We start from the raw sequence: 23,732 nt of genomic DNA on the forward strand, positions 1-23,732 counted from the left end.
CGGCCCTGCACGTCGCGTGAACCGTTGGCGCGCTACCATCTGTGGCGAAAGGCGTGTAGTAGCCCACCAACGACGCCAGAACAGCCGAGAGCCGCATGCCATCCGTGTTCGAGACCGCCCCCACGACCGCCGCCACGCCGATCACCTTCGTCACCAAGGCGACATGGGATGCGATTCAGGGCGAGCTGCCGGCGCCGGCGCGCCAGTTCGCGGCGGCCAATGACTTTGCCGCCAAGGCGGGCAAATTGCTCGTCCTGCCGGCGGCCGACGGCGGCATCGCGCAGGTGCTGTTCGGTCTCGAGGACGCCGACCACAAGGCGCGCGATCCGTTCCGGCCCGGCGCCCTGCCCGGCCTGCTGCCGCCGGGCATCTACCGCTTCGCCAATGCGCCGTACGACACTAGACTTGCCGCGCTCGCCTTCGCGCTCGGCTGCTATCGCTTCGGCCGCTATCGCATGAACAAGGCTCCCGAGGTCCGCCTGGTGCCGCCCGATGGCGTCGACACGGCGGAGATCATCCGGATGGCGGATGCCGCGGCGCTGGCGCGCGACCTCATCAACACGCCGTCCAACGACATGGGTCCGGCGGAACTCGCCGAGGTGGCGCGCGACCTCGCGATGCGGTTCGGTGCTGCCTTCAATTGCATCGACGGCGACGAGCTCGCGCCGAACTTCCCGCTGATCCACGCCGTCGGCATGGCCTCCAGCCGCGCGCCGCGACTGATCGACATCGGCTGGGGCGATCCGGATCACCCCAAGGTGACGCTGGTCGGCAAGGGCGTGTGTTTCGACACCGGCGGACTCGACCTGAAGCCGTCGAGCGGCATGCTGATCATGAAGAAGGACATGGGCGGCGCCGCCAACGTGCTGGCACTCGCGCGCATGGTGATGGACGCGAAGCTGAAGGTGCGGCTGCGCGTGCTGATCCCGGCCGTGGAGAACGCGGTCGCCGGCAATGCCTTCCGCCCCCTCGACATCTTCACCTCGCGCAAGGGCATCACAGTCGAGATCGGCAATACCGACGCGGAAGGCCGGCTCGTCCTCGCCGACGCGCTGGCGCTGGCGGACGAGGAGAAGCCCGAGCTGCTGATCGATCTGGGCACGCTGACGGGCGCGGCCCGCGTCGCGCTGGGGCCGGATTTACCGCCCTTCTACACCAATGATGAGACGCTGGCCGCCGACGTCGCGTCTTGTGCGACGAGCGAGAACGATCCGTTGTGGCGCATGCCGCTGTGGCCGCCTTACGATGCCTGGCTGGACTCCAAGACGGCCACCATCACCAACGCGCCGTCCGGCGGCTTCGCCGGCTCGATCACTTGCGCGCTGTTCCTGCAGCGCTTCGTCGAGCACGCCGGGAGCTGGCTGCATGTCGACATCTATGGTTGGACGCCGTCGGCGAAGCCGGCGCGGCCCGAAGGCGGCGAGTGCCAGGCCGCTCGCGCCCTCTACACATTGCTGAGCGAGCGCTATGCATGATCCCCGTCTGACGCCGGCCCGCGCCGACCTCGCGGCGAAATATCTCGAGGGCAAGGTCAAGGCCTTGCGCTTCGTCGAAGGCGAAGTGCTCGAGGTCGGCGACGCCATCGCGCCGCTGCGCCAGGCGCCGGCGAGCGATGCCGAACAGATGACGCAGGCGCTCTGGGGCGAGCGCGTCACGGTGTACGATCGCAACGGCGAAGGCTGGGCCTGGGGCCAGCTCGCCGATGACGGCTATGTCGGCTGGATTCCCGAAGCCGCGCTGGCCAAGCCAGGCGCCGTCCCGACGCACAAGGTCACGGCGCTGCGCACGCTGGCGTTTCCGGGCGCCTCGATCAAGCTGCCGCCGGTCGAGGCGCTGGCGATGGGGACGAAGCTCGCGATCGTCCGCGAGGACGGTGCGTTCGCGGTGACCCGCGAAGGCTGGCACCTGCCACGCCGGCATCTCGCGCCGCTCGACACGATGGCAGATGATTTCGTTGCGATCGCCGAGCGCTTCGTCGGCACGCCCTACCTGTGGGGCGGCAAGAGCAGCCTCGGCATCGACTGCTCGGGCCTCGTGCAGATCTCGCTCACCGCCGCAGGCATCGGCTGCCCGCGCGACAGCGACATGCAGCAGGAAGGCCTCGGCCGCGAATTGACGGCCGCCGAATCGAAGCATCTACAGCGCGGCGATCTGATCTTCTGGAAGGGCCATGTCGCCATCGTCCGGGACGCGACAACGATCGTGCACGCCAACGCCCATCACATGGCAACGGTGGTGGAGAACACGCAGGCTGCCATCGCCAGGATCAAGGCCGCCGACAGCGAGGTCTTGGCGATCAAGCGGCTATAATTGCTTCCGTCATTCCGGGGCGATGCGAAGCATCGAACCCGGAATCTCGAGGTTCCCCGGTGCGCAATTGCGCACCTGAGGTTCAACGCTGCGCGTTGCCCCGGAACGACAGTCAGGTCGCCACAGCCCCGTCGCCGGCCGCTTCGATGCGGAAGGCGGCGGCGAACAGCGCGCGGGTGTAGTCGCTCTTCGGGTTCCTGAACAGCTCGGAGGCGGGCCCCTCCTCCTCCACCTTGCCCGATTTCATCACGATGAGATGGCTGGCGAGCGAGGCGACGACGCGCAGATCGTGCGAGATGAACATGTAGGTGAGATCGCGCTTGCGCTGGAGCTCGCGCAAGAGGTCGACCATCTGCGCCTGGAACAGCATGTCGAGCGCGCTGGTCGGCTCGTCCAGCACGACGAAATCCGGCTCCAGCACCACCGCGCGCGCGATGCTGATGCGCTGGCGCTGGCCGCCGGAGAATTCATGCGGATAGCGGAAACGCGTATCCGGATTGAGCCCGACATCCTCCAGCGCCTTGACGACGCGCACCTCGCGCTCCTCGCGCGACAGATTCGGCTGATGCACGGACAGGCCTTCGGCGATGATGTCGGCCACCGACATGCGCGGGCTGAGCGAGCCGAACGGATCCTGGAACACGATCTGCATGTCGCGCCGGAACGGCCGCATCTCCTTGAAGCGCAGGCCCTGGATGTCCTTGCCCAGGAACACGATGCGCCCGTCCGAGGAGATCAGCCGCAGCAATGCGAGCCCCAGCGTGGTCTTGCCGGAGCCGGATTCGCCGACCACGCCGAGCGTCTCGCCCTTGCGCACGGCGACGCTGACGCCATCGACCGCCTTGATGTGGCCGACCGTCTTGCGCATCAGGCCGCGCTTGATCGGAAACCAGACTTTGAGATCGTCGGCCGACATCACGACGGGCGCATCCGGCTGCGGCGGCGCCGGATCCGGCTTCGGCTCCGCCGCGAGCAGGTCGCGCGTATAGGGATGCTTCGGGGTCTTGAAGACCTGCTCGACCGGTCCCTGCTCGACGACCACGCCCCCCTTCATGACGCAGACGGTGTCGGCGATGCGGCGGACGATGCCGAGATCGTGGGTGATGAACAGCAGGCTCATGCCGAGCCGCGAACGGATCTCGGCGAGCAGCGCCAGGATCTGCGCCTGCACGGTGACGTCGAGCGCCGTCGTCGGCTCGTCCGCGATCAGAAGGTCCGGCTCGTTGGCGAGCGCCATCGCGATCATCACGCGCTGGCGCTGACCGCCGGAAAGCTGGTGCGGATAGCTCTTCAGCCGCGTCTCGGGCTCGGGAATGCCGACCTGGCCCAATAGCTCCAGCGTCCGCGCCCGCGCCGCCGCGCCACTGACGCCCCTGTGCAGCGACATGATCTCGCCGATCTGCGCCTCGATCGTGTGCAGCGGATTGAGCGAGGTCATCGGCTCCTGGAAGATGATCGAGATGTCGTTGCCGCGGATCTCGCGCATCTCCTGCTCGGACGCGGTCAGGAGGTCGCGGCCGCGGAAGCGAATCGCGCCGGTGGGATGCGACGCGTTCGGATAGGGCAACAGCTTCAGGATCGAGAGCGCGCTGACCGACTTGCCGGAACCGGATTCGCCGACCAGCGCGACGCATTCGCCGCGCTTGATCTGGAACGAGACGCCGTCGACCGCAAGCGAGCGGCCGAAGGCGACCGAGAGGTCGCGGACATCGAGCAAGGGCTGGTTGATGGCGTCCATACCTCAGCCCTTCGAGAACGTCTTGCGCGGATCGAAGGCGTCGCGCACGGCTTCGCCGATGAAGATCAGGAGCGACAGCATGATCGCGACCGAGAAGAAGCCGGAAAAGCCGAGCCAGGGTGCCTGCACGTTGGATTTGGCCTGCGACAGCAATTCGCCCAGCGAAGGCGATCCCGGCGGCAGGCCGAAGCCCAGGAAATCGAGCGCGGTCAGCGTCATCACCGAGCTCGACACGATGAAGGGCAGGAACGTCATGGTCGCGACCATCGCGTTCGGCAGCAGGTGGCGGAACATGATGACCGGGTTGGAGACGCCGAGCGCCCGCGCCGCCTGGATATATTCGAAGTTGCGCCCGCGCAGGAACTCGGCCCGCACCAGACCGACCAGCGAGACCCAGGAGAACAGCAGCAGGATGCCGAGCAGCACGAAGAAGCCGGGCACGAGGACCGAGGACAGGATCAGGAGAAGATAGAGCGAGGGAATCGCCGTCCAGATCTCGATGAAGCGCTGGAAGATGAGGTCGGTCCAGCCGCCGAAATATCCCTGCACGCCGCCGGCGGCGATGCCGATGATCGAGGACAGGATGGTCAGCGTCAGGCCGAACAGCACCGAGATGCGGAAGCCGTAGATCAGCCGCGCCACCACGTCGCGACCCTGATCGTCGGTGCCGAGCCAGTTATATTCGAGGTCGCGGCAGCCGGTCAGTCCCTTGCGCTTCACCACGTCCTTGCACTGCTCTTCGGTCAACAGCCAGGTCGGCTTCGAGGGCACCGCCGTCGGCGGATCGAGGTTGCGGCTGTCGTAGGAGTAGCGGATCGGCGGCCAGATCATGCTGCCGCCCTTGGCGGCGATCTGCTTCTGCAAGTACGGATCGCGATAGTCGGCCGCGGTCTCGAAGTCGCCGCCGAAGGTCGTCTCGGCATAGGTGAAGATCACCGGCCAGTAGAGACGGCCGTCATATTTGACGACCAGCGGCTTGTCGTTGGCGATGAAATCGGCGAACAGCGAGACCACGAACAGGGCGATGAAGAGCCAGAACGACCAGTAGCCGCGGCGGTTGGCCTTGAAGTTCTGCCACCGCCGCCTGTTGAGCGGCGAAGGCGAAAAGCCGTGGTGCGTGGCGGGCACGGCCTCGCCGAGCGGCGATTGCGTCGAGGTCTCGACCGGTTGGGGCGCGAGCATCGTCATCAGACCTCCCGCGCCTCGAAATCGATCCGGGGGTCGATCCACATATAGGTCAGGTCGGAGATCAGGTTGATCACGAGACCGACCAGCGAAAAGATGTAGAGCGTGCCGAACACGACGGGATAGTCGCGGTTGAGCACGCTCTCGAAGCTGAGCAGCCCCAGCCCGTCCAGCGAGAAGATGGTCTCGATCAGAAGCGAGCCTGAAAAGAAGGCGTGGATGAAGGTCCCGGGGAAGCCGGCGATCACGATCAACATCGCATTGCGGAAGACATGGCCGTACAGCACCCGGTTCTCGCTGCACCCCTTGGCGCGCGCGGTCATGACGTATTGCTTGCGGATCTCGTCAAGGAACGAGTTCTTGGTCAGGAACGTCATGGTGGTGAACGCGCCGAGCCCCATGGCGATCAAGGGCAGCGTCAGATGCCAGAAATAGTCGATGATCTTCCAATACCAGGGAAACTGCGACCAGCCGTCCGAGGTCAGTCCGCGCAGCGGAAACCAGTTGAAGAACGAGCCGCCGGCAAACAGGATGATGAGGAGGATCGCGAACAGGAAGCCGGGAATGGCATAGCCGAGCACGAGCACCGTCGACGTCCAGGTGTCGAAGCGGGTGCCGTCCTTGATCGCCTTGCGGATGCCGAGCGGGATCGAGATCAGATAGGTGATCAGTGTCAGCCAGATCCCCAGCGAGATCGAGACCGGCAGCTTCTCCTTGATCAGCTGGATCACGCTGACGTCGCGAAAATAGCTCTTGCCGAAATCGAAACGGGCGAAATTCCAAACCATCAGCGCGAAGCGTTCCGGTGCCGGCTTGTCGAATCCGAACTGCACCTCCAGCTTCTTGATGAAATCGGGGTCGAGCCCCTGCGCGCCGCGGTATTTCGAGTTGATGGCGGCGCCTGCGCCCGCGCCCTGGCCGCGCTGCGCGCCGAAATCGCCGCCGCCTCCCGACACCCGCGACGTGCCGCCGGTGTCGGCGCCGTTGATCTGCGCGATGACGCGCTCGACCGGGCCGCCGGGCGCGAACTGCACCACGATGAAGGACACGAAGAGGATCCCGAGCAGCGTCGGGATCATCAGGAGGATGCGGCGGGCGATATAGGCGCTCATGGCTATTTCGCCTGCTCGAGCTTGGCCGCCTTGGCGGGCTCATGCCACCAGATGTCCGGCGCGCCGACGCCGTTGGCATAACGCGGCAGCTTCTGCGGATGGCCGAACTGGTCCCAATAGGCCAGCCGGTGCGTCTTGTTGTACCATTGCGGTACCCAGTAGCGGCCGGCGCGGAACAGGCGATCGAAAGCGCGGCAGGCGACGGTCAGCTCTTCGCGGCTGTCAGCCGCCATGATCTTTTCGATCATGGCGTCGATGGCCGGGCTGGCGATGCCCGCGAGATTGTACGAGCCCTTGGTATTCGCGACCTGGGAGGAGAAGAACGAGCGCATGGCGTCGCCCGGCGTCGCCGACATGCTGAAGCGCTGGATCGTCATGTCGAAATCGAAGTCATCCACCCGGGCGCGGTACTGCACCGCGTCGACGAGGCGGAACGTTGCTTCGATGCCAAGCGTGCCGAGGTTCTTGATGTAAGGCCCATGGTGCGGCTGCAGCGAGGGCTCGTCGTTGAGGAATTCGATGGTGATGGGCTCGCCGTTCGGCAGCACGCGCTTGCCGTCCTTGACGACACAGCCGGCCTCGTTGAGCAGCTGCACCGCCTTGCGCAGCAGCGCGCGATCCTGGCCGGAACCATCGGACATCGGCGGCACGAACGGCAGGCCGAACACCTCATCGGGCACCTGGCCGCGGAACGGCTCGAGCAGCGCCAGCTCCTCAGGCGAGGGAGGCCCGTCCGCGACCAGGTCCGAGTTCTGGAATGGCGACACCGTACGGGCATAGGCGCCGTACATGATGGTCTTGTTGGTCCATTCGAAATCGAAAGCGTTGATCAGGGCCTCGCGCACGCGAGGGTCCTTGAATTTCTCGCGTCGCGTGTTGATGAACCAGCCTTGCGCTCCGGATGGCGTGTCATCGGGCACGACCTCCATCTTGACGCGGCCATCCTTCACCGCCGGAAAGTCATAGCGCGTCGCCCAGATGCGCGAGGTGAACTCCTCGCGATAGAGATAGCTCTTGCCGGTGAAACCTTCGAAGGCGACGTCGCGGTCGCGATAGAATTCATAGCGCACGACATCGAAATTGTAGCTGCCGCGGCAAACCGGCAGATCGGCGGCCCACCAGTCCTTGACCCGCTCGAATTCGATGTAGCGATTGACCTCGAACCTGCCGACCTTGTACGGACCGGAGCCGAGCGGAATATCCAGCGTCGATTCATCGAACGGCCGGGACGCATAATAGGCTTTCGAAAAGATCGGCAGTCCGGCGACATAGAGCGGCACGTCGCGGGCGCGCCCCGCCGCGAAGGTCACCACCGCGGTCGCGTCATCGGGCGCCTCGGCCTTGACGAAGTCGCGCAGCTGCACCTGGATCAGAGGGTGGCCTTTTTCCTTCAGCGTATTGAGCGAGAAGGCGACATCCTGCGCGGTCAGCTTCGAGCCGTCATGGAAGCGCGCCTCGGGGCGCATGGTGAAGCGGTAGACCAGCTTGTCCGGCGAGATCTGCACCGACTTCGCGGCATAGCCGTACATCGCGTCGGGCTCGTCATTGGCGCGCGACATCAGCGTCGCGAACGTCATGTCCATGCCCTGCGCGCCTTCGCCCTTGAGGACGTAGGCGTTCAGCGAATTGAAGGTGTAGTAGGACTGGTTGTAACCGCGCACCCACGGGATCACCGAGAACGCCCCGCCCTTCGGCGCCTTCGGATTGACGTAGTCGAATATCTTGAAATCCGCCGGATATTTCAGGTCGCCGAACACCGACATGCCGTGCATCTCGGTTCCGTTGTCGGCCACCGCCGGCGCAGCACGCAAGCCTGCAGCACTCAACGCACCGATGCCGAGACCGAGTGCGTGCCGACGGGAGAATAGCGCCATGCGCGGATCCTTGAGTTTTATGAACGCTTGAGCTTGGCCGCCTTGTCGGCGTCGTACCACCAGATCGCAGGGAATCCCGATTGGCCATATTTCGGCAACTCTGCCGGACGGCCGAAGCGATCCCAGCGCGCTGTACGCACCTTAGGATAATTCCACTGCGGGACGACGTAATGGTTCCACAATAGCACGCGGTCGAGCGCTTTTGTCGCCGCGACGAGATCCTCGCGATCCGTCGCAAAAATCACCCGTTCGATCAGCTTGTCGATAACCGGGCTCTTGATGCCGGCAATATTGCGCGATCCGGCGTTGTCTGCAGCTTTCGATCCCCAGTATTCACGCTGCTCGTTTCCGGGTGACAGGGATTCACCCCAGGATGCGGTGACGACGTCGAAATCCCAACTGCGAAGCCGGTTCTCATATTGGATCGGATCAATCGTACGCACCGTGATCGAAAATCCGAGCCGCTCGAGCGCCGGCTTGTAAGCCAGCATGATCCTCTCGAAATTCGGATCCTCACTCAACAATTCGATGGAGAACGGCTCTCCGCTCTTTGCATCCACGAGCTTCCTGTCTCGCACCTCATACCCAGCCTCCCTGAGCAGACGAGATGCTTCACGGAGATTTTCGCGCACTGCTTCTGGATTGCCGCCGACCGGATTCGCATAGACCGTCGTGAATACTTCGGCAGGCACCTGATCACGCATGGATTCAAGAATGGCGAGCTCCTTGCCTTGCGGCAGCCCAGTCGCCATCAACTCCTCGGCGCCATCAAAGTAGCTAATGATGCGCTTGTATTGGCCGAAGAAGAGCAGCTTGTTGACCTCCTCGAAGTCGAACGCGTAATTCAGGGCGCGGCGAACACGCGGATCCTTGAATTTGGCGCGCCGCTGGTTCGGGACAAAGGCCTGCATGATGCCCGAACTGCGGTTCGGAAACTCTTCCAGCACCACGCGCTTGTCGGTGACAGCAGGAAAATTATAGGCGGTTGCCCATGCCTTCGCGCTGTTCTCCAAGCGCCAATCGATCTGATCGCCCTTGAATGCCTCAATCGCAACCGTCGGATCCCTGAAATACTCGTAGCGAAGTTCGTCGAAGTTGTTGCGCCCCACGTTGATCGCGAGGTCGCGCGCCCAATGGTCCTTGACGCGCTCAAGAGTCACCGTCCGTCCTGCGACGAACTCCTTGATCCGATACGGTCCCGATCCAAGCGGCTGCTCCAGCGTCGTCGCGGAGATATCGCGCTTGTGGCCTTGGCCATTGGTGCCTTCCCACCAGTGCTTCGGCAAAATCGTCAGTTGACCCACGATCTGCGGCAATTCGCGGTTGCCAGGCATATCGAAGACAAACTTCACTTCGCGATCGCTAATCTTTTCCGCCCTTACCACATGGCTGTAATAGGCAGAAAACATAGGGTGATGAGTCTTGAAGGCGTCGAGCGAGAAGATCACATCTTCCGGAGTAACCGGTGCTCCGTCATGCCACTTTGCCTGAGGGCGCAGACGATAAACGACATAAGAGAAGTCGTCGGGGTGACTTGCTGCCTCCGCCAGCGATCCGTACTCCGTTGAGACTTCGTCGAGCGAAGGTGTCGTCAGCGATTCATAAATGAGGGCGACAGCGCCTGCGATGGAGCCCTTCACACCCGAGACGACGATGTTGAAATTATCAAAAGTGCCGATTGAGATTTGCCGGACAAACCCGCCCTTCGGCGCATCCGGATTGACATAGTCAAAGCGCTTGAAGTCGACCGGATATTTGACATTCCCGAAAAGCGACAAGGCATGCCGCCATTTCAGCCCGTTGGGGGCATCGTCGGCGAAGGCCGGCGTGATCGCCGACAGGCCGGGGGTGAGTCCGAGCGCCGGAGCCATTGCCGCCAGTGCGCTGCCTTGAAGGAGGTGTCGTCGGGTGATCGCCAAATTCGGTCTTCCTGCTTGCGGCCCCGCTTACATGGGACCCAATATAAGGCAACGGTTCGACAAATTACGTTGCTTTTTCCTCATGATATTGGCCCGGGAACAATATCGGTGCGGCGAAACGTCCCGATAACAAGCCCGCGACAGCGGATTCCCCATGCAAAAACGGCCAGGCATTGCCTGGCCGTTTCATCCGCATGCTTGCGCGAAGCAAATCGCTACTTCGAGGCGGTCGGGAGCGGAGCCGGGTGCTCCGAGTTCGAATTCAGATAGGCGATAACGTCGGCGCGCTCGGAATCCTTCTGGATGCCGGCGAAGCCCATCGCGGTGCCAGGAATGAAGCCCTTCGGATTGGCGATGAACTTGTTGAGGTCGTCGAACGTCCAGTTGCCGCCCTTGGCCTTCATGGCGGCCGAGAAGTTGAAGCCACGGCCCTGGCCCTTTGGCTCGCCGACGACGCCATAGAGGTTCGGACCGACCCGATTCGGGCCGCCCTTCTCGAACGTGTGGCAGGCCTGGCACTTCTTGGCGGCCGCGGCGCCCTTCTCGACGGACGCCGTCTGCAACAGCTTCTCGATCGGCTCGGAGGAGGCCGCCGCGGCCTCGCCGCCACCGCCATGGGACTCTTCCTTCACAGCGATCTCAAAACCCGGCTTCTCCGGCAGCTTCGGCGCGAATTTCGCGCTGGCGGCAAAGCTCATCACCAGGACGACGATGCAGGTGCCGAGAACCGCACCGAGGATTTTGTTGAGTTCGAAGGAGTCCATTTTGGGTCAGGCTCCGGGCCTTGAATGTCGACTTCAGGCCGGGAATACGGCCGCGGGGAAAGACCTGGGAATCGGCCTTATCGCACCGCCCCAAGCAGGGTTGAGATATCGGTTTGCCCGGGGTCTGGCAACCCGTATAAGCGCGCCGAATTCAACCTCCTCCCCGGCAATTTCCGCAGGCCGGACGGGCCCCGACACGAATGACCGATCCCCGTACCTTGGTGCTGATCCCGGCCCGCATGGCCGCCACCCGCCTGCCCGGCAAGCCGCTCGCCGACATCGCGGGATTGCCTATGATCGTGCATGTGCTGCGCCGGGCCGAAGCCGCTGCAATCGGCCGGGTCGCGGTGGCCACCGACACGCCGGAGATCGCCGATGCGGTGAAGGCTGCCGGCGGCGAGGTCGTGATGACCCGTCCCGACCATCCGTCCGGCTCGGACCGGATTTATGAAGCGATGACGACCCTCGACCCGGCCGGCCATGCCGAGATCGTGGTCAATCTGCAGGGCGATTTCCCGACCATCAGCCCCGAGACCATCCGCAGCGTGATGCCGGCGCTCGACGATCCCGCGGTCGACATTTCGACCCTGGCCTCGCGCATCCATACCGAGGAGGAGGATCAGGCCCCCAGCGTGGTCAAGGCAGTCGGCTCGCCGATCGGGCCGAACCGGTTGCGCGCGCTGTATTTCACCCGCGCCACCGCGCCTTATGGCGACGGGCCGCGCTACCATCATATCGGCCTCTACGCCTACCGCCGCGCCGCGCTGGAGCGGTTCGTGGCGCTGCCGCCCTCGCCGCTGGAGCAGCAGGAAAAGCTCGAGCAGCTCCGCGCGCTGGAGGCCGGGATGCGGATCGACGTCACCATCGTCGATACCGTCCCGCGCGGCGTCGACACCCCGGCCGATCTCGAAACCGCCCGCAGAATACTTTCCAAAGCCTGACCGGCTGGTAAAAGGCCACCCATGACCAAGAAGCTGAAGATCGCATTCCAGGGCGAGCCTGGAGCCAATTCCCATATCGCCATCGTCGAGGCCTATCCCGAGGCCGAACCGATGCCCTGCGCCACTTTCGAGGACGCGCTGTCGGCGATCTCGTCGGGCGAAGCCGATCTCGGCATGATCCCGATCGAGAACTCGGTCGCCGGCCGCGTCGCCGACATCCATCATTTGCTGCCGGCGTCGGGCCTCTTCATCATCGGCGAATGGTTCTTGCCGGTCCGGCACCAGCTGATGGCGGTGAAGGGGACCAGGCTCGAAGACATCAAGAGCGTCGAGAGCCATGTCCATGCGCTCGGCCAGTGCCGGCGCATCATCCGCAAGCTGGGCATCAAGCCGATCGTGCACGCCGACACCGCCGGCAGCGCCCGCGACATCTCAGAGCGCAAGGACAAGACCGTGGCCGCGATCGCCTCGCGTCTCGCCGCAAAAATTTACGGCCTCGACATTCTCGCCGAGGACATCGAGGACGAGGCGCACAACACCACGCGCTTCGTGGTGCTGGCACGCGAGCCGAAATGGGCGTCCCAAGGCGCGGGCCCGCTGGTCACCACTTTTGTGTTCCGGGTGCGCAATTTGCCGGCCGCGCTCTACAAGGCGCTCGGCGGCTTTGCGACCAACGGCGTCAACATGACCAAGCTCGAGAGCTACATGGTCGACGGCAACTTCTTCGCCACGCAGTTCTATGCCGACGTCGATGGCCACCCCGATGACAAGGGCCTCGCCTTCGCGATCGAGGAGCTGAAATTCTTCTCGCGCGAATTCCGCATCGTCGGCGTGTATCCGGGACATCCGTTCCGGGCGACGTTCAGCGAGACGCAGGACTGAGCCGCACGCGCCGTACGTCGTCCCGGCCTGGTGCGCAATTGCGCACGGGGGCCGGGATGGGGCTCGTCGTTCAAGCGTCGCGCAACAATTACCATCGGTGGTTATGGGTCCCGGCCTTCGCCGGGACGACAACCTTTATGCCCTCTTCCTTTATGCCCTCTTCGCCAGCCCGAACGCCTCCGCCAGCAGCGAATACGATTTCTTGCGCGCCTCGTGGTCGTACACGGCGGTGATCACCATCAGCTCGTCGGCCTGGGTCGCCGCGATCAGCGGCTCCAGCTTCGTTATCACCGTCGCGGGGCTGCCGACGAACAGGCGCGAGCGGTTGCGCAGGATCGAGGTGCGCTCGGCGTCCGTATACGGATAGGCGATCGCCTCCTCGACGCTCGGCAGCGGCAGATATTGACCGCGGTCACGGCGCAGCCGGTTGAGGTCCATCGACAGCGCAAGCCGCTCGGCTTCCGCGTCGGTCTCCGCCGTAACAACCGCAACCGCGAGGATCGCCTGCGGCGTCGCGCGCCAGCCCGACGGCTTGAAATGCGCGCGGTAGTTGGCCATCGCCGCAATTGCATCGTGAGTGGCAAAATGATGCGCGAATGCAAAGCCCATCCCGACCTGGGCCGCGAGCTCGGCGGAATAGTCGCTCGAGCCGAGCAGCCAGATCGGCGGCAGCGGCGAATCGTCGGGCATCGCGACGACGTTGTTGTAGGGGTGTCCCGCAGGGAATTCGCGGGTCTCCCACAGAATCAACTCGTGCAGCCGCTCCAGGAAATCGTCGCCCTCGCGCCGATCGAGCCGGCTGCGCAGCGCGTAGGCCGTCGCACCATCGGTGCCCGGCGCGCGGCCGAGGCCGAGATCGATCCGGCCGGGAAACAGCGCCTCCAGCATCTTGAAGCGCTCGGCCACCACCAGCGGCGCGTGGTTGGGCAGCATCACGCCGCCGGAGCCGACGCGGATGTGCCGCGTCACCGCTGCGATCTGCCCGATCATGACGTCGGGCGCAGGACTCGCGACGGAGGCGAGGTTGTGATGCTCGGCGAGCCAGTAGCGGAGATAGCCGAGCCCGTCGACATGGCGTGCCAGGTCGATGCTGTTGCGGAGCGCAACAGCCGGCCTGGTGCCGGTGGTGACGACGGACAGGTCGAGGACGGAGAGCGGAATCATGGCCGTCAACCTAGTGTGGCGCCAGGAGGCGACAAAGGCCCCGGCCGCGCAGACCAGTCCCGCGGCGGAACGCCGGCGCCGGCAGCCGTCGGCTTTGGGACGACATGCAATGACTCATCATTTTACCACGCTACCCACAATCGATTTCGTTCTCCAATCAATTGCAAACAATCTACTTTATTAATATTTTTCAATATGTTAATGTCGTCTTCGGCGAAGTCGACGGACTGCCCACCGAACATACCGCATAGTCAATTTTTGCCGAATCTGCGCCACGAATGGGCAATTTCCCATATCCGATGGGCTGTTTGATCCAACGCGTTTGGCTTATCTTAGGGCCTTCATATCCAGGCCGGACGTCTGCCCTCCAGTTGCGGAGCCCTTGCGTATCATGACCGAGACCATTTCCTCCGTGCCGAACGCGCCGCGTGCGCCCAAGGCGCCGAAAATCTCGTTCGAGTTCTTTCCGCCCAAGACCGAGGAGATGGAGCGCAATCTCTGGGACACCATCAAGCGGCTTGCCCCGCTCGAGCCGAAATTCGTCTCGGTGACCTATGGCGCCGGCGGCTCGACCCGCGAGCGCACCCATTCTACCATCGCCCGCATCCTCAAGGAGACCGCGCTGCTGCCCGCCGCGCATCTGACCTGCGTCGGCGCCTCGCGCGGCGAGATCGACGAGATCGTCGACCGCTATCACGAGGTCGGCGTCCGCCACATCGTGGCCTTGCGCGGCGATCCCGTCGGCGGCATCGGCACGCCCTATTCGAGCCATCCCGACGGCTACCAGAACTCGGCCGACCTCGTCGCCGGAATCAAGAAGCGGCACGGCGACATCGAAGTCAGCGTGTCGGCCTATCCGGAGAAGCACCCCGAGGCGCGCGACTTCGACGCCGACATCGACACGCTCAAGGCCAAGGTCGATGCCGGGGCGACGCGCGCGATCACCCAGGTGTTCTTCGACAACGACCTCTACTTCCGCTATCGCGACCGCGTCCGCGCCCGCGGCATCGACATCCCGATCGTGCCGGGCATCATGCCCATGCACAATTTCAAGCAGGCGCGCAATTTCGTCACCCGCGCCGGCACCACCGTGCCGGACTGGTTTGCCGCGAAATTCGACGGCCTCGATGACGATGCCGAGACGCGCAAGCTGGTGGCCGCGACCGTCGCGGCCGGCCAGGTGCAGAAGCTCGCCAAGCACGGCGTCGACACCTTCCACTTCTACACCATGAACCGCGCCGACCTCGTATTCGCGATCAGCCATTTGCTCGGCATTCGGCCGAACGGTGCCCAGAAAGCTGCCTGACACATGTCCGTTCCCGTTTCCCCCAAGCGTAACGCTTTGCTCGCGGCTGCCCGCGAACGCATTCTCGTGCTCGACGGCGCCATGGGCACGATGATCCAGAACCTCCAGCTCGACGAGGCCGCCTTCCGCGGCGAGCGGTTCGCGGACTTCCACCGCGACATCAAGGGCAACAACGACCTCTTGATCCTGACCCAGCCGCAGGCGATCGAGGACATCCACGCCGCTTACTTGCGCGCCGGCGCCGACATCGTCGCGACCAACACCTTCTCCACGACCTCGATCGCCCAGGCCGATTACGACCTGTCGGACCTCGCCTATGAGCTGAACCTGCAGGGCGCTCGGCTGGCGCGCACCGCCGCCGAGCGGGTGAGCGCCGAAGACGGCAAGCCGCGCTTCGTCGCCGGCGCCATCGGCCCCACCAACCGTACCGCCTCGATCTCGCCGGACGTTTCCAATCCCGGCTACCGCGCCGTCACCTTCGACGACCTGCGCAAATCCTACGGCGAGCAGATCCGCGGGCTGATCGACGGCGGCGTCGATCTGCTGCTGGTCGAGACCATCTTCGACACCCTCAACGCCAAGGCGGCGCTCTATGCGATCGCCGAGATCACCGAAGAACTCGGCATCGACGTGCCGGTGATGGTGTCGGGCACCATCACCGACAAGTCCGGCCGCCTGCTCTCGGGCCAGATGCCGGAGGCGTTCTGGAATTCGGTGCGGCACGCCAAGCCGATCACCATCGGCTTCAACTGCGCGCTCGGCGCCGAGGATCTGCGCGCGCATATCGCCGACATCGGCCGCGTCGCCGACACGCTGGTGTGCGCCTACCCCAATGCCGGCCTGCCCAACGAGTTCGGCCAGTATGACGAGACGCCCGAGTACATGGCCCGCCTGATCGGCGAGTTCGCCCGCGATGGCCTCGTCAACATCGTCGGCGGCTGCTGCGGCACCACGCCGGACCATATCGCGGCGATCGCCGCCGCGGTCGCCCCGCACAAGCCGCGCATCGTGCCGGTGATCGAACCGCGCCTGCGGCTCTCGGGCCTCGAGCCGTTCATGCTGACCGACGCCATCCCGTTCGTGAATGTCGGCGAGCGTACCAACGTCACGGGCTCGGCCCGCTTCCGCAAGCTGATCACCGCCGGCGACTACACCGCCGCACTGCAGGTCGCGCGCGACCAGGTCGAGAACGGCGCGCAGATCATCGACGTCAACATGGACGAGGGCCTGCTCGACTCCGAAGCGGCGATGGTGACCTTCCTCAACCTCGTCGCCGCCGAGCCCGACATCGCCCGCGTCCCCGTCATGGTCGATTCCTCGAAATTCTCCGTGATCGAGGCCGGCCTGAAATGCGTGCAGGGCAAGCCGGTCGTCAACTCGATCTCGATGAAGGAAGGCGAGGAGAAGTTCATCCACGAAGCCCGGATCGCGCGCCGCCACGGCGCGGCCGTGGTGGTGATGGCGTTCGACGAGGCCGGCCAGGCCGACACGTTCGCGCGCAAGACCGAGATCTGCAAGCGCGCCTACGACATCCTGGTGGGCCGCGTCGGCTTACCGCCCGAGGACATCATCTTCGATCCGAACATCTTCGCGATCGCGACCGGCATCGAGGAGCACAACAATTACGGCGTCGACTTCATCGAGGCGACGCGCTGGATCCGGCAGAACCTGCCGGGCGCACATATCTCGGGCGGCGTCTCCAACCTGTCGTTCTCTTTCCGCGGCAACGAGCCGGTGCGCGAGGCCATGCACTCGGTGTTCCTGTATCACGCCATCAAGGCCGGCATGGACATGGGCATCGTCAATGCCGGACAGATGATCGTCTACGACGACATCGATCCGGAACTGCGCCAGACCTGCGAGGACGTCGTCCTCAACCGCGATCCCGGCGCGTCCGAACGCCTCTTGGCGCTCGCCGAAAAATTCCGCGGCAAGAAGACCGAAGGCAAGGAAGCCGATCTCGCCTGGCGCGAATGGCCGGTGGCGAAGCGGCTGTCGCATTCGCTGGTGCACGGCATCACCGAGTTCATCGAGCAGGATACCGAGGAGGCCCGCAAGACATCGTCGCGCCCGCTCGACGTGATCGAGGGGCCGCTGATGGCCGGCATGAACGTGGTCGGCGACCTCTTCGGCGACGGCAAGATGTTCCTGCCGCAGGTGGTGAAGTCCGCGCGCGTCATGAAGCAGGCGGTTGCTTACCTCATGCCGTTCATGGAGGAGGAGAAGGCGCGCAACCTCGCGAACGGCATCGGCACCGAGGGCTCCTCGTCCGCCGGCAAGATCGTGCTTGCGACGGTGAAGGGCGACGTCCACGACATCGGCAAGAACATCGTCGGCATCGTGCTCCAGTGCAACAATTTCGAGGTCATCGATCTCGGCGTGATGGTGCCGGCCGCCAAGATCGTCGAGACGGTGAAGGCGGAGAAGGCCGACATCGTCGGGCTATCAGGCCTGATCACGCCCTCGCTCGACGAGATGAGCTTCCTCGCCGGCGAGCTGCAACGGCAGGGCATGAACCTGCCGCTTTTGATCGGCGGCGCCACGACCAGCCGCGTGCATACCGCCGTGAAGATCGATCCGAGCTATCGCGCCGGTCCCGTCGTGCACGTCAACGACGCCAGCCGCGCGGTCGGCGTCGCGTCTTCGCTGCTCTCGCCCGAGAAGCGTGAGGCCTACGCCGCCGAGGTGCGGGCCGAATACGCCAGGATCTCGGAGGCGCATCTGCGCGCGCAGGCGGACAAGAAGCGCCTGAAGCTGACTGACGCCCGCGCCAACAAGGTCGCGATCGACTTTGCGGCGGCGCCGCCGAAGAAGCCGGCCTTCTTCGGGTTGAAGAGCTTCGACGAATACGATCTCGCCGAGCTCGTGCCCTACATCGACTGGACGCCGTTCTTCCAGACCTGGGAGCTCGCCGGCCGCTTCCCCGCCATCCTCGACGACGCCAAGGTCGGCGAGGTCGCGCGCTCGCTCTATGACGACGCGCGCAAGATGCTCGACACCATCGTGAAGGAGAAATGGTTCCGGGCCCGCGCCACGATCGGCTTCTGGCCGGCAAATGCGCAAGGCGACGACATCGTGCTCTATGCCGACGAGAGCCGGCCAATCGCGACGCTGCACACGCTGCGCCAGCAGCTCGAGAAGCGCGAGGGCCGCTTCAACGCCGCGCTCTCCGACTTCATCGCGCCTGCCGGCGTGCCCGACTACATCGGCGGCTTCGTCGTCACCGCAGGGATCGGCGAGGACGCGGTCGCCGACCGCTTCAGAAGCGCCAACGACGACTACTCCTCGATCCTGTGCAAGGCGCTGGCCGACCGCCTCGCCGAAGCGTTCGCCGAACGCATGCACCAGCGCGTGCGCAAGGAATTCTGGGCCTACGCGCCCGACGAGACCTGGTCGGCGGACGAACTGATCCTCGAGAAATATGAGGGCATCCGCCCGGCGCCCGGCTATCCCGCCCAGCCCGATCACACCGAGAAGGCGACGCTGTTCGAATTGCTCGATGCCGAGAACACGGCCGGCGTGAAGCTGACCGAGAGCTTTGCGATGTGGCCGGGCTCCTCCGTATCAGGGCTCTATTTCGCGAACCCCGAGAGCTATTATTTCGGCGTCGGCAAAATCGAGCGCGACCAGGTTGAGGACTACGCGGCACGCAAGGGCATGACGGTGGCGGAGACCGAGCGCTGGCTGGCGCCGGTCTTGAACTACATCCCCTCGCAGGACGGCGCCAAGGGATCGGCGATCGCGCCCGCCGCGACGCCCGCCAACGACGCGGAGCTGGCCTCGCATCCGCAGGGCTGCACCTGCGCCGTGCATCTCGCCTGGCGCAAGAAGAAGGTGGGGGCTGGGTAGGCCTCACCAAGACTTGTCATCGCCGGGCTTGACCCGGCGATCCCGGATTTCGCTTGCGCTTCATCCGGGCTACGGGGCTGGGTAGACCTTTCTTCCCGTCTCGCCTTGTGGGAGAAGGTGTCGCGGACAAAATCCGCGGCGGATGAGGGCTCCCTATCCGCGGAGACAGACCCCTCACCCGTCCGCGATGCCTTGCATCGCGTCGACCCTCTCCCACAAGGGGAGAGGGGAAGAAATGCGGGGTGCACTCCATGCAATTCTTCTCCTTCTGGCGTTCGCTGGCGAGCTTTCGGGTGCGGATCGCGCTCAACCTCAAGGGCGTGGCCGCCGACGTCGTCTTCGTCGATCTCGATGCGGACGTGCATCGCACCGATGCCTATCGCAAGATCAACCCGCAGATGGCGCTGCCGGCGCTGGTGACCGACGACGGCACGGTGCTGTTCCAGTCGCTCGCGATCATCGACTGGCTCGACGAGACCTACCCGAGCCCGCCGCTGCTGCCGGCGGATGCGCTCGGCCGCGCCCGGGTGCGCGGGCTGGCGCTGATCGTCGCCTGCGAGGGCCATCCACTGCTGACGCCGCGGGTGCGGCGCTATCTCGACCGCGAGCTCGATCTGCGCGACAGCCAGCAGAACGCGTGGCGGCGGCACTGGACGGTCGAGACGCTGGCGGCGCTCGAGGGCCACCTCGCCGGCCACAAGGCGACCGGCCGGCTCTGTCACGGCGATGCGCCCACCCTTGCCGACATCTGCCTGGTCGGCCACGTCACGGCGGCGATCAACCAGCAGATCAGCCTGTCGCCCTGGCCGACCGTGAAGCGCATCCACGAGACCGCCATGGCGCTGCCGGCATTCGCCAAGGCGCATCCGTCCGCGCAGCCGGATACGCCGGAAGCGATGCGGGCGAAGTAGTTTGCAGACGCGCTGCAAGGGACAGGCAGAGGCGCAAACGTGTGCCGGGTTCTCTCGATCGTCGTCCCTGCGAAAGCAGGGACCCATACGCCGCGGCGGATGGTGTGGATGGGACTCGTCGTTCCAGCATCGTTCAACAATCAGTATTTGTGGTTATGGGTCCTGGCCCCCGTGCGCAATTGCGCACCAGGCCGGGACGACGGTGAGGATGCGCCGCAATTCCGCGGCGATTTGTTGTGGAGGCGACTCGTCGTTGCAGCACTGCTCAACAATGACCATCGGTGGTTATGGGTCTGCTTTCGCGGGGACGACTCCGAATGTGTAGCGTCGTCTGTGACACACTTCCGCGTTCTCGCGACATGATCTATCCGAGCTTTGCATCTCATTCCGCCCTCCCTTGAACAGAGGGCGCAAGGAAAGCCGGGTGCCGATCGCACCCATGGGCCCCGAGCAATGGGTAGAAACAGGGAGCCTGCAGGGCATGCTCACCTCACGCTCGCCATGTTCCGACCGATGCGATCCCTGACCGTTTGGGCGATCGCCGCCGGAGCTTCGTCGGGGATCGCGAAGCACGAGCTCGCGTTGATCTCGCAGAGCACATAGGTGTCGGCACCATCAGCATCGCGTGGACCGTAGAGGAAATCGGCATCCCAGATCACCGGCAGCGACGCTTCATCGATCGTCAGCGCCGCCATCAACTGCGGGATCCATTCGTCCTCCATCAAGCTTCGCAGTGCCTGGAATTGCGGCGCATCGGGGCCATGCATGATGCGCGGTCCGGGCTGCGCTTCCGGAGAATCCGGACCTTGCGGGGGCGGCGGGATCAGGGCCTTGATCAATTGGTGCCCGAAGCCTGCGACCTTCGCTCCGCTGACATAGCAACGGATCATGCCCTCGGGCAGGCGCGGCTGGAACGCCTGATCGATGATGCAGCCGCCCCAGCCGAAATACGGCTCGCAGCGCGCCATGAAGTCGCCCAGCGGCATCTCCTCCGGCTGGCTGCCGCGCAGCGCATGCAACACACGAATCGTCGCGTCGGTGTTCGGCACGGTTTCCACCTTCCAGACGCCCTGCCCGCCATTGCCGCGGTTCTGCTTGAGCACGCGCGGACCAGCCGCGCGCAAGCGCGGGGGAAATTCGGCGCGGAACGCATCGACCGTGGCGTATCGACGGGTGTCGGCGCCCCAGCCCAGGTGACGCGTCCGGTACAGCACGTCCTTGACGCCCATCTTGAGGATGACGTCGGGATGCGCGCTGACCCACGGTCCCTCTGCCGCGACCTCGCGCAGCAGCGGATCGAGGGCGGCGCGCGTCTTGCCCTGATGGATCGGATCGACCCAGACGAGAACGCCGTCCATCGTCAGCAATTGGTCGCGGACGGCATCGGCGAATGTCTCGTCATAGACGACGGGAACGGCCTCGATGCCCGAAGCGGCGAGCGCTTCGAAGACGCGGACGAAACGGCTGTTTTGTCGGGTCGCCTCCCGGCGCGACGCGGCGTCGCCACGCGACAGGATGGCGATTTTGCAACGACGATTTTCGGAACGACGACGTGTGTGTGGTTCGGTGTCCATGTGAAAGCTCCACGACGGTGAATGTCGCGCAGAGCTTGGACCGAGGTCTCACGGGGAGTCTGCCTTGTCCCCTTGAGGCAAATCTAGACCACCGCGCGCAGGTTTCAAGATGGAGGTGGGGCGAAGCGGATCGGGCCGCGATCCCGGATCACACCGTGATCCCGGATCACGCCGTGATCGCGTGCAACCCGAGCCAGCCGGTGTAGAGGCCGACGAGCACGATCAGCGCGGCCGACACGTAGGGCGCGCGATGGGCAAAGCGGCTGAAACCGGCCCAATGACGTTCGACATGACGCAGGCTCAGCGCGGCCGCAACACCGGCAGAGACCATGGTGAGCGCAAGCCCGATGCCGAAGCAAAGCACCAGCACAAAGCCGAGGCTGAACTGCTTGAGCTGGAGACAGAGCAGCAGCACGGTGATCGCCGCCGGACACGGAATCAGCCCGCCGGTCAGGCCGAACAGGATGATCTGCCATGTCGTCACGGTGCGTCCGGCAAAGCGCTTGCGGATGTCGGCGGCGTGCGCGCGCGCATGCGCGTCGTCCTCATCGCCGAGATCCATATGCGCATGGTCATGCTCCTCGAACAGGACTTCCGCCACGTCCGCGCGGACCGAGACGCGCGCCTTGAAGGCATGCGGCTCCGGAATTTCGTCGATGCTTTCCAGATAGCCATCCCTGCCCGCGAAGCGAAAGCGTTGCTCGCTGCCGTCGGGACGGATCGTCACGACATCAACATCGCCGGCCGCCGGCAGCGCTCCAGCCTCGCTTCGCAACCGCCAGCGCGGCGGCGCGCCGTCCTCGAAGACCTCGAGCGACAGCGATTGTCCGGCCAAGACAAGCTGGCGCGTTTCGTCGTGATGATGGTGATGATCGTGTTCGGCAGCCTGCTCGCGCCAGGTGCGCCAGGCCATCCAGGCCGCGATCGCGATGATGATCACCGCCGACGCCAGTTGCAGCCAGGCTTCGCTGCGTTCTCCGGACCATTGCTGGCCGAAATGAAGTCCGGCGAGCGCAACCAGCCAGACGATGGCGGTGTGCGAGATCGTCGCCGCCAGGCCGAGCAGCACCGCCTGCACCACCGTGCCGCGGATCGCGATGATGAAGGCCGCCATCATCGTCTTGGAGTGGCCGGGCTCGAGCCCGTGCAGTGCGCCGAGCAGGATCGCGCTGGGCACGAACAGCCACGCATGCGCGCTGCTCTGCTGGAGCAGCTGAGACAGGTCGGTCATGGTACTCACTTCAAATAGGTACGAACGACGTCGATCAGGTCCGCGGCGCCTTGCGCCTTCTCGGGATCCTTCTCGTGAGCGGGATCCACGACGTGATGACGGATATGGTCCTCGAGCAATTCCGCGGTCAGCCCGTTGATGGCGCCGCGGACCGAGGCCACCAGCATCAGCACGTCGGCACAACCAATCTCGGACTCCAGCGCGCGCTCGACGGCCTCCAGCTGGCCCTTGATGCGGCGAACCCGGCCGACGAGCTTGGACTTGTGCTTGATGGTATGCGACATGAACCTAATATAGGGGGGTACCCTATATTGGTCAACCATGCTGTCGGCCGGCCGGGCGCGCATCGAGACATGGCGGCGGGATGTCAGCGGCGGGCGTCAGCCCATGCTGCCGGGCATGAAGCAACGCGCCTTCGGGTGACCGTCTATGTAGTAGGGCCACACGATGGGTCGGCCGGACAGGTTCGGTCCGGGCACGACGGCTTCGTTCGGAACGTCAACCCACTCGCCATCGATGCGCACCCGATAATGGCCATTCCTGGTTTCCCAGTCGACGTCGTCGATGTGCTGCGCATCCGTGCCATCGCAGCAGGGACCCTTGCTGCTATGCAAGCCCTCGTACCAACCGTTCAATTCGGGGTGCTGGTGATCGTGGGCGAGAGCGCCGCCGGTTGTTGTGATGAGCAGCATAACGACAAGAGCAACAGGCGTCGCATGCCAATAATGACTGTCCATCAATCGGCATTGCTCCAATGAATGCAGGCGGGAGCGCGACACGTTCGCGGTGTCGGCATCTACCTGAGTTGGTCCCTGCCACCGCGCAACTCGGCAGCGAATTGTATGTTCCTATTCGCATCTCGCCGGAGGCGGAGAGGTGACCCCATCGGCCTGAGTCCACGGATGCTTGTTCCAAGCTGCGCGATGAAGTTTTCGTGACAGTCGATCGGCGATAGCTGCGGGATTTGGCAAA

The 23,732-nt window shown here is 64.6% G+C and carries 18 protein-coding genes; 7 read left to right on the forward strand and 11 right to left on the reverse strand.

Translation table 11 applies throughout. The features are described from left to right. The first annotated feature begins 95 nt into the window (after window positions 1-95). Both RX327_RS36285 and RX327_RS36290 read left to right on the forward strand, forming a co-directional pair. Window positions 96-1,475: a leucyl aminopeptidase family protein gene (locus RX327_RS36285; RefSeq protein ID WP_317248749.1), complete on the forward strand. Its 1,380-nt coding sequence runs from the start codon at window positions 96-98 to the stop codon at window positions 1,473-1,475. Next, entirely contained in the window at window positions 1,468-2,310 is an 843-nt protein-coding gene (locus RX327_RS36290) for a C40 family peptidase (protein ID WP_317248750.1), read from the forward strand. Before RX327_RS36285 ends, RX327_RS36290 begins: the two co-directional genes overlap by 8 nt. Window positions 2,311-2,422: 112 nt before the next feature. Here RX327_RS36290 and RX327_RS36295 read toward each other — a convergent pair whose 3' ends face one another. From RX327_RS36295 to RX327_RS36320, 6 genes are all read right to left on the reverse strand, one after another. Next, window positions 2,423-4,048 carry an ABC transporter ATP-binding protein gene (locus RX327_RS36295; RefSeq protein ID WP_317248751.1) on the reverse strand — a complete coding sequence of 542 codons (1,626 nt, stop codon included), beginning with the start codon at window positions 4,046-4,048 and terminating at the stop codon, window positions 2,423-2,425. Window positions 4,049-4,051: 3 nt separating this feature from the next. Further along, on the reverse strand, window positions 4,052-5,236 hold the full coding sequence (locus RX327_RS36300) for an ABC transporter permease (protein WP_317248752.1): 1,185 nt from the start codon (window positions 5,234-5,236) through the stop codon (window positions 4,052-4,054). Beyond that, window positions 5,236-6,345 (reverse strand): microcin C ABC transporter permease YejB, encoded by a 1,110-nt coding sequence (locus tag RX327_RS36305; RefSeq protein ID WP_317248753.1) that lies wholly within the window; start codon window positions 6,343-6,345, stop codon window positions 5,236-5,238. Before RX327_RS36305 ends, RX327_RS36300 begins: the two co-directional genes overlap by 1 nt. Window positions 6,346-6,347: 2 nt before the next feature. Beyond that, window positions 6,348-8,219 carry an extracellular solute-binding protein gene (locus tag RX327_RS36310; protein ID WP_317248754.1) on the reverse strand — a complete coding sequence of 624 codons (1,872 nt, stop codon included), beginning with the start codon at window positions 8,217-8,219 and terminating at the stop codon, window positions 6,348-6,350. A gap of 17 nt (window positions 8,220-8,236) precedes the next feature. Further along, window positions 8,237-10,138 (reverse strand): extracellular solute-binding protein, encoded by a 1,902-nt coding sequence (locus tag RX327_RS36315; protein WP_028334662.1) that lies wholly within the window; start codon window positions 10,136-10,138, stop codon window positions 8,237-8,239. A gap of 215 nt (window positions 10,139-10,353) precedes the next feature. Further along, complete coding sequence (locus RX327_RS36320) at window positions 10,354-10,902, reverse strand: cytochrome c family protein (protein WP_317248755.1); 549 nt, start codon at window positions 10,900-10,902, stop codon at window positions 10,354-10,356. Between the two features lie 200 nt (window positions 10,903-11,102). On the opposite strand from RX327_RS36320, the gene RX327_RS36325 reads away from it, so the two are divergent. Beyond that, complete coding sequence (locus tag RX327_RS36325; protein WP_317248756.1) at window positions 11,103-11,843, forward strand: 3-deoxy-manno-octulosonate cytidylyltransferase; 741 nt, start codon at window positions 11,103-11,105, stop codon at window positions 11,841-11,843. Window positions 11,844-11,864: 21 nt separating this feature from the next. Then, window positions 11,865-12,725 carry a prephenate dehydratase gene (locus RX327_RS36330; RefSeq protein WP_317248757.1) on the forward strand — a complete coding sequence of 287 codons (861 nt, stop codon included), beginning with the start codon at window positions 11,865-11,867 and terminating at the stop codon, window positions 12,723-12,725. Window positions 12,726-12,875: 150 nt separating this feature from the next. On the opposite strand, the gene RX327_RS36335 is transcribed toward RX327_RS36330, so the two are convergent. Next, window positions 12,876-13,889 carry an LLM class flavin-dependent oxidoreductase gene (locus RX327_RS36335; RefSeq protein ID WP_317248758.1) on the reverse strand — a complete coding sequence of 338 codons (1,014 nt, stop codon included), beginning with the start codon at window positions 13,887-13,889 and terminating at the stop codon, window positions 12,876-12,878. Between the two features lie 391 nt (window positions 13,890-14,280). Here RX327_RS36335 and metF point away from each other — a divergent pair, with 391 nt between their 5' ends. From metF to maiA, 3 genes are all read left to right on the forward strand, one after another. Beyond that, window positions 14,281-15,195: a methylenetetrahydrofolate reductase [NAD(P)H] gene (metF, locus tag RX327_RS36340; protein ID WP_317248759.1), complete on the forward strand. Its 915-nt coding sequence runs from the start codon at window positions 14,281-14,283 to the stop codon at window positions 15,193-15,195. A gap of 3 nt (window positions 15,196-15,198) precedes the next feature. Continuing rightward, window positions 15,199-19,044 (forward strand): methionine synthase, encoded by a 3,846-nt coding sequence (gene metH, locus RX327_RS36345; protein WP_317248760.1) that lies wholly within the window; start codon window positions 15,199-15,201, stop codon window positions 19,042-19,044. A 251-nt stretch (window positions 19,045-19,295) separates the two neighbouring features. Beyond that, the gene (gene maiA / locus RX327_RS36350) at window positions 19,296-19,955 is read left to right on the forward strand and encodes a maleylacetoacetate isomerase (protein ID WP_050385945.1); all 660 of its coding nucleotides are present in this window, start codon (window positions 19,296-19,298) and stop codon (window positions 19,953-19,955) included. A 485-nt stretch (window positions 19,956-20,440) separates the two neighbouring features. On the opposite strand, the gene RX327_RS36355 is transcribed toward maiA, so the two are convergent. The 4 genes from RX327_RS36355 to RX327_RS36370 form a co-directional block, all read right to left on the reverse strand. Next, window positions 20,441-21,529, reverse strand: coding sequence for a Cj0069 family protein (locus RX327_RS36355; protein WP_050385944.1), 1,089 nt, complete (start codon window positions 21,527-21,529; stop codon window positions 20,441-20,443). Window positions 21,530-21,695: 166 nt separating this feature from the next. Next, window positions 21,696-22,760, reverse strand: coding sequence for a nickel/cobalt efflux transporter (locus RX327_RS36360; RefSeq protein ID WP_050385943.1), 1,065 nt, complete (start codon window positions 22,758-22,760; stop codon window positions 21,696-21,698). Window positions 22,761-22,765: 5 nt separating this feature from the next. Then, window positions 22,766-23,044, reverse strand: a complete 279-nt coding sequence (locus RX327_RS36365; RefSeq protein WP_028334653.1) for a metal/formaldehyde-sensitive transcriptional repressor — start codon at window positions 23,042-23,044, stop codon at window positions 22,766-22,768. A 96-nt stretch (window positions 23,045-23,140) separates the two neighbouring features. Further along, the gene (locus RX327_RS36370) at window positions 23,141-23,497 is read right to left on the reverse strand and encodes a hypothetical protein (RefSeq protein ID WP_244482372.1); all 357 of its coding nucleotides are present in this window, start codon (window positions 23,495-23,497) and stop codon (window positions 23,141-23,143) included. Window positions 23,498-23,732 lie beyond the last annotated feature (235 nt).

Origin of the sequence: Bradyrhizobium sp. BEA-2-5 (genome assembly GCF_032918025.1) — a bacterium.
Lineage (GTDB): Bacteria > Pseudomonadota > Alphaproteobacteria > Rhizobiales > Xanthobacteraceae > Bradyrhizobium > Bradyrhizobium pachyrhizi.